The organism is Paraburkholderia solisilvae (genome assembly GCF_902859875.1).
GTDB lineage: Bacteria > Pseudomonadota > Gammaproteobacteria > Burkholderiales > Burkholderiaceae > Paraburkholderia > Paraburkholderia solisilvae.
This window is the reverse complement of sequence record NZ_CADIKF010000042.1, coordinates 59,180-65,333: the sequence shown is the minus strand read 5'-3', so window position 1 is coordinate 65,333 and position 6,154 is coordinate 59,180. Positions and strand designations below refer to the sequence as shown.

The following is a 6,154-nucleotide window of genomic DNA, read 5'->3' as shown; positions in this document are numbered from 1 at the left end:
GGCCGGCGTTTCGGCGGCAAGCCGTCGGGCAGCGGCAGCACGAGCGGCAACGGCGGCCGCAGCTGGAGCGGCAAGTCGTCGTCGTCGGGCGGCGGCAGCCGTGAGGGCTACAGCGCGTCGCGCGAAGGCTATGGCGGTTCGCGTGACGGCGGCTACGGCGCGCGCCGCAGCGACGGCCCGCGCAATCCGCGCCGCGGCGGTTAACTCAGACGCGCGCAGCACGCACGCGCCAGAAACCGGACTTCCATCCGGGCTGGCGAACCCGAAAGCCGACGCATTGCGTCGGTTTTTTTTCGTCGATCCGCACTTTTCACAATACGGAAAATTTTTTTGCGTCGTAAAAAATCGTGTTGCGAGGCACAACAACACGTGTTGCGGGATGGAAAACAACCTTCCACAATACGGAATATTGAAATTAATATATTGATTTAAAAAGAAAAAATTAAAACAGAAAACGTTCGCCAACCCCTATTGCCGATCAGATGACTTGCCTAGACTCTTATATAAGACTTCGCGCCACGGACGCATCGAATGCATGCATCCACCCACGAAGTCAGCCATCCACCGATCGATCTTCAACGCAAAGGGAGCAACCATGTCACGCGAACAGCAGGCTCAGCAACTGCAGCAGCAATGGAGCAATGACCCGCGCTGGAAAGGCATCAAGCGCAGCTATACGGCCGACGACGTCGTGCGGCTGCGCGGCTCGCTCGCAGTCGAGCACACGATCGCGAAGCGCGGCGCCGAAAAACTGTGGGCCGCGATCCACACGGAACCGTTCGTCAACGCGCTCGGCGCGCTGACCGGCAATCAGGCGATGCAGCAGGTCAAGGCCGGCCTGAAAGCCATCTACCTGTCCGGCTGGCAGGTCGCGGGCGACGCGAACGTGGCCGGCGAAATGTATCCGGACCAGTCGCTGTACCCCGCGAACTCGGTGCCGCTCGTGGTGAAGCGGATCAACAACACGCTGACGCGCGCCGATCAGATTCAATGGTCCGAAGGCAAGAACCCGGGCGATGAAGGCTATATCGACTATTTCGCGCCGATCGTCGCGGATGCGGAAGCCGGCTTCGGCGGCGTGCTCAACGCGTTCGAGCTGATGAAGGCGATGATCGAAGCGGGCGCGGCCGGCGTGCACTTCGAGGACCAGCTCGCGTCGGTGAAGAAATGCGGCCATATGGGCGGCAAGGTGCTGGTGCCGACCCGCGAGAACGTCGCGAAGCTGACGGCCGCGCGTCTTGCGGCCGACCTCTGCGGCACGCCGACGCTGCTGATCGCGCGCACCGATGCGGAAGCCGCCGACCTCGTCACCTCCGACGTCGATGACAACGACCAGCCGTTCCTCACCGGCGAACGCACGGTTGAAGGCTTCTTCCGCACGCGGCCCGGTCTCGCGCAAGCGGTGTCGCGCGGCCTCGCGTACGCGCCGTACGCCGATATGATCTGGTGCGAGACCGGCAAGCCGGATCTCGAGTACGCGAAGAAATTCGCCGAAGCGATCCACAAGCAGTTTCCGGACAAGCTGCTGTCGTACAACTGCTCGCCGTCGTTCAACTGGAAGAAGAATCTCGACGACGCGACCATCGCGAAGTTCCAGAAGGAGCTCGGCGCGATGGGCTACAAGTTCCAGTTCATCACGCTCGCCGGCTTCCACGCGCTGAACTACTCGATGTTCAACCTCGCGCACGGTTATGCGCGCACGCAGATGAGCGCGTTCGTCGAGATGCAGCAGGCGGAATTCGCGGCGGCCGAACAGGGCTTCACGGCGGTGAAGCATCAACGTGAAGTCGGCACCGGCTATTTCGATGCGGTCACCCAGACGGTTGAGCGCGATGCGTCGACGACCGCGTTGCACGGCTCGACCGAAGACGAACAGTTCTTCGACAAGCCGGCCGCGCTCGACAAGAAGGTCGCGTAAGTCGGGCTCGCCTGATCAGAAGACAGGCGCCAGGGTGCGTGAGCTTCGGCGAGCAGTCCGTCGCCATGCACACCTGAGATGCATCGGCATTGGCATGGACGACATGAAGCGAGACGACCTCGGCGCGCGCACCGACTCAACGTCGTGCGCGCGCTCTTTCACGCGGCCCGTCGCGCGCGCCCATCGACCTCAGCGATACACGATCACCGGAATCTTCGTATGCGTGAGCACGCGTTGCGTCTCGCTGCCGATCAGCAGGCTGCCCAGGCCGCGCCGCCCATGCGAGGCCATGAAGATCACATCGCAGCCGCCCTGCTCGGCCGCTTCGATGATGCCGAGGTACGGCGACGGATGCACGCTGGTCTGGCTCGTGCACGCGACGCCCGCACCGCGCGCGGCCTCCTCGACTTCGCGCAGATGATCGCGCGCTTCGCGCTCGCTGCGGTCCTGGAATTCGACCGGCGGCTCGACCACCACTTCGGAAAACGGCGAGTAAGGATATTGCGGCAAACAGGCATAGGCGGTCACGCGCGCACCGACTGCTTGCGCCAGACCGATCGCGCCGTCGATCGCTTTCTTCGACAGTTCCGAGCCATCGGTCGGTACGAGGATATGCTTGAACATGGTGCTCTCCGTCGTCGACTGCGGGTGCACGAGTGGCCTGCTGCGCATCGACACCGGCGGCGAGCGCACCGGCGCGGCGGCGTCAGGCCTGCTGACACGATTGTAGTGCGCCGAAATTGCTGTCATGCGGCGCTTGAGGGTGAGTCCGCATATCGGAAACCCGCGCGGTGCGCGCGTCGATGCGACGCGCACCGACCGGCAGGACAGCGAACTTCGTGCTCAGCCCCAATAGTTGGGCTGCGCGTAGGTGTCCTTCAGGAAGTCGAGAAAGAGCCGCACGCGCAACGGCAAGTGGCGGCGCTGCGCGAAGACCGCATGAATACCGATCGGCGGTGCGGCGAATGCATCGAGCACGGTGACAAGACGCCCGGCCGCGAGATCCGCGCCGACTTCCCACCATGAACGCCACGCGAGCCCGTGGCCGGCCAGACACCAGTCGTGCAGCACCGCGCCGTCCGAGCATTCCATCGTGCCGGCCACCTTGATCGTCACCACCTTGCCGTCCTGCTCGAACACCCAGCCGCGTTGCTGGTTCGCGCTCGCCGCGAGCGCGAGGCAATTGTGATGCGCGAGGTCGGCCAGTGTGTGCGGCGTGCGCTGACGCATCAGATACGCCGGCGCGCCGACACACACGCGGCGATTCTCGCCCAGCCGCAGCGACACGAGCGACGAATCGGGCAACTCGCCGAGCCGCACTGCGCAATCGAAGCCTTCGTTGACGAGATCGACGAGCCGGTCCGACAGATCGAGCGTGACCGTCACGTCCGGATGCGCGGCCGTGAATGCGGCGACGAGCGGCGCGACATGGCGCCGCCCGAAGCCGGCCGGCGCCGACACGCGCAGGTGCCCGCTTGCCTTCACGCCGCCGGCCGACACGCTCGCTTCCGCGTTGTGCATGTCGTTCAGGATGCGCTGGCAGTCTTCGAGAAACGCCGTGCCTTCGAAGGTCAGCGTGATGCGCCGCGTGGTGCGCACCAGCAGCTTGACGCCCAGGCGCTCTTCGAGCGCGTCGATGCGGCGGCCGATGATCGCGGGCGCCACACCCTCGAGCTGCGCGGCCGCGGACAGACTGCCGCGCGCGACGACCGTGGCGAAGGTTTCGATCTGCTTGAAACGGTCCATCTGGACGGGATGCGCGCGCTGGTGGCGCGGCAAAGAGCAGCAAAAAGGACAGATTATGCGGGTGAAAGTAAAAGATCAAGTGAGCGTTCGGGTCTTTTTATCGCCCTACAGTCATTAATAAAATTCTTTTCTGAATCAGGCAAGCCGGCGCCGTGCGATGCCGTTTTCCGCACCCGCACCGCTGCCCCGGTGCGCCGACCGACCGGGCATCGCACGCGCCGCTTGCACTGACTCATCTGACCGGCCGAGGAGAGCACCTATGGCGAACCCGTCGACCCTTGCGCAGGGTATGACTGTATGAGCTGCGCGAACACAGCGCGGGCCTGAACGCGGGCCGCTGGGACTACATCTTTTCGGCGATCAAGAAGTTCAAACATGATCAGGCGTTCTGCCTTGCCGACCGCGCGCAGATCACGATGACCGCGCCGTTCATGCGCGCCTACGCGCTCGCGCTGCTGAAGACCTGCCACCGCCGTCACGCGCCTGCGATCGGCGTATGAGCGCGCTGATTCCGATCCGCAACGACCCGGCCGCGAACGAGAACGCGATGGCCGGCGTGCGCTCGGACAACGTCGGCGGACTTCACCGAGTTTCTGACGTTGCCGCTTTACGAAGCGTTGTGATGTGTGATGGGTGGTCGCTGCTGGCGTCGAGGCGCTACGCGATGCGCGTTGGTGTGCGCGATGCGCCTGCGCAGCGGATGCAGATGTACCCAAGCGCCCGTGTACTCGATGCACTTGTGCACCACCGGATGCGATCGAGCGCGTGTGCCCTGATGCCGTTGCACGCCGGCTGCACGATCAGACCGCAACGGGATGCCGACCGAAACCTGCTCAACAGCCTCGCGGGCTACGCTGCCTGCAAGGCTGTTTGCGTTTCACACGCACGCTACTTGCGTGCGCGCCGGTACGCAACCCAATCGCCGGAGCCGATCTCCGGCAACCCGCGCACCGCGTCGCGCTGCACCGGATAATAGATGCACGAAATCGCTTTACCGTCGACGTGAACCGTCACCTCATGCTGCATGAACAGCCCCGCCTCGCCCGGATAGACCTCCTCGATCTGATCGAGCACTGGCACAAGGCGTTCGTCAATCTGGTAGACGTCGCCCTTCACATGGACGCCGCCGTTGTCGGGCACGAGGCCCGGATAATCGCCGAAGTCGAATAGCCGGCCGCGCACCGATGCTTCGCCGATCAGCGTGGGCGTCGCGAGCGCGCTTCTCGCCGCCGCCTGACCAATGTCGTTCACTTCACCGGCGCGCAAAGTACCGTACACGAACACATAGCGCATCACGCGAATTCCTTTGTGTCAGATATTGCCCGGGTGTCGATACGGCTCGCGCTGCGCGGTATGCCGCCGCAGCGTGTCGCCGACCGGTCGACATTATGCAACGCAACGGCATCCACCTTCTCTGCTGCGGGTGGCGGCGGCGCCGCGGAGTTGCGCCCCTATCCCATACGCTCCGCGCTCCGTGTCGTGAACATCGCCCCTACAATGTGCGCTACGGAAATGCATGCAGCTTCCCGCCTCCGCCTACTGTGCACAGATGACTCACCCCACGCAGCCCGCTCTATCAGAACGCGTCGACTTCGCCGATATTCCTCCGGAATTCGCGCCGACGCGCACGCATCCGATTCGCGTGCGTTCGCGGCCGATGCCGGCCGGCGTGCGCGTTGCGCGCCACACGCACGCGTGGGCGCAGGTCGCGTACGCATCGCGCGGCGTGCTGCGCATGACCACCGTCGGCACGACGTGGATGGTGCCGCCGTCGCGCGCGATCTGGGTGCCGCCGCATGTGCTGCACGAGGTGACGATCGTCGAAGAGGCGTTTCTGCGCACGCTCTACGTGTATGAAGATGCGGTGCCGCCGGGACTCGATGCGTGCCGCGTGGTCGAGGTGTCGGGACTTCTGCGCGAAGTGATCGCCGCGCTCGATACGCCCGGTCTCGAACCCGAACGCGAACGGCTGCTCGGTTCGCTGGCGCTCGACGAGATCATTCGCTCCGAACCGCTGCCGCTCGCGGTGCCGATGCCGACCGAAAAGCGGCTGCGGGCGCTATGCGAAGCCGTGCTCGCCGACCCCGCCGCCACCGACTCGCTCGAGCGCTCGGCATCGGCGGTCGGCGCCAGCACGCGCACGATTGCGCGGCTCTTTCGTCAACAGCTCGGCGTGAGTTTTTCGCAGTGGCGCCAGCAGGCGGTGCTCGCGCGCGCCATTCCGTTATTGAGCCAGGGACGTCCGCTCTCGCAGGTTGCGCAGGCGCTCGGTTATCAAAGCCAGAGCGCGTTCTCGGCGATGTTCAGGCGGCAGTTCGGCGAAAGCCCGCGCGCGTTTATCGTGCGCGGCGCCGAACATCGCGATGCGAACGACGACGACTTGCATCCCGCGCACGATGCGGACGACGCGCTCGACGACGCGCAGCGGCACGCAACGCTGCGGCAAGATCTTTCAGGGTCGTGAATCCGGCGCTGCCCGGCGCCGGCGCG

The 6,154-nt window shown here is 64.8% G+C and carries 5 protein-coding genes and 2 pseudogenes; 4 read left to right on the top strand and 3 right to left on the bottom strand.

The window, feature by feature from the left end; translation table 11 throughout:
• Together HV675_RS23225 and aceA are read left to right on the top strand one after the other, a co-directional pair.
• A pseudogene (locus HV675_RS23225) lies at positions 1–204 on the top strand (DEAD/DEAH box helicase); the annotation flags it as partial.
• 391 nt (positions 205–595) lie between these two features.
• Positions 596–1,918 carry an isocitrate lyase gene (gene aceA / locus HV675_RS23220; RefSeq protein WP_175113559.1) on the top strand — a complete coding sequence of 441 codons (1,323 nt, stop codon included), beginning with the start codon at positions 596–598 and terminating at the stop codon, positions 1,916–1,918.
• Positions 1,919–2,107: 189 nt separating this feature from the next.
• On the opposite strand, the gene HV675_RS23215 is transcribed toward aceA, so the two are convergent.
• Entirely contained in the window at positions 2,108–2,542 is a 435-nt protein-coding gene (locus HV675_RS23215) for a universal stress protein (protein WP_175113557.1), read from the bottom strand.
• A 219-nt stretch (positions 2,543–2,761) separates the two neighbouring features.
• Positions 2,762–3,664 carry a LysR family transcriptional regulator gene (locus HV675_RS23210; RefSeq protein WP_175113555.1) on the bottom strand — a complete coding sequence of 301 codons (903 nt, stop codon included), beginning with the start codon at positions 3,662–3,664 and terminating at the stop codon, positions 2,762–2,764.
• A 293-nt stretch (positions 3,665–3,957) separates the two neighbouring features.
• Between HV675_RS23210 and HV675_RS23205 the strand changes: the two are divergent.
• Positions 3,958–4,232: pseudogene (locus HV675_RS23205) on the top strand (malate synthase A); the annotation flags it as partial.
• 320 nt (positions 4,233–4,552) lie between these two features.
• On the opposite strand, the gene HV675_RS23200 reads toward HV675_RS23205, so the two are convergent.
• Complete coding sequence (locus tag HV675_RS23200) at positions 4,553–4,957, bottom strand: gamma-glutamylcyclotransferase family protein (protein WP_175113553.1); 405 nt, start codon at positions 4,955–4,957, stop codon at positions 4,553–4,555.
• Between the two features lie 256 nt (positions 4,958–5,213).
• On the opposite strand from HV675_RS23200, the gene HV675_RS23195 reads away from it, so the two are divergent.
• Positions 5,214–6,128: an AraC family transcriptional regulator gene (locus HV675_RS23195; RefSeq protein WP_175113551.1), complete on the top strand. Its 915-nt coding sequence runs from the start codon at positions 5,214–5,216 to the stop codon at positions 6,126–6,128.
• Positions 6,129–6,154 lie beyond the last annotated feature (26 nt).

Coding starts and splice junctions, on each gene's coding strand:
- HV675_RS23210 (WP_175113555.1), bottom strand. CDS start 3,664: ATGGACCGTTTCAAGCAGATCGAAACCTTCGCCACGGTCGTCGCGCGC.
- aceA (WP_175113559.1), top strand. CDS start 596: ATGTCACGCGAACAGCAGGCTCAGCAACTGCAGCAGCAATGGAGCAAT.
- HV675_RS23195 (WP_175113551.1), top strand. CDS start 5,214: ATGACTCACCCCACGCAGCCCGCTCTATCAGAACGCGTCGACTTCGCC.
- HV675_RS23215 (WP_175113557.1), bottom strand. CDS start 2,542: ATGTTCAAGCATATCCTCGTACCGACCGATGGCTCGGAACTGTCGAAG.
- HV675_RS23200 (WP_175113553.1), bottom strand. CDS start 4,957: ATGCGCTATGTGTTCGTGTACGGTACTTTGCGCGCCGGTGAAGTGAAC.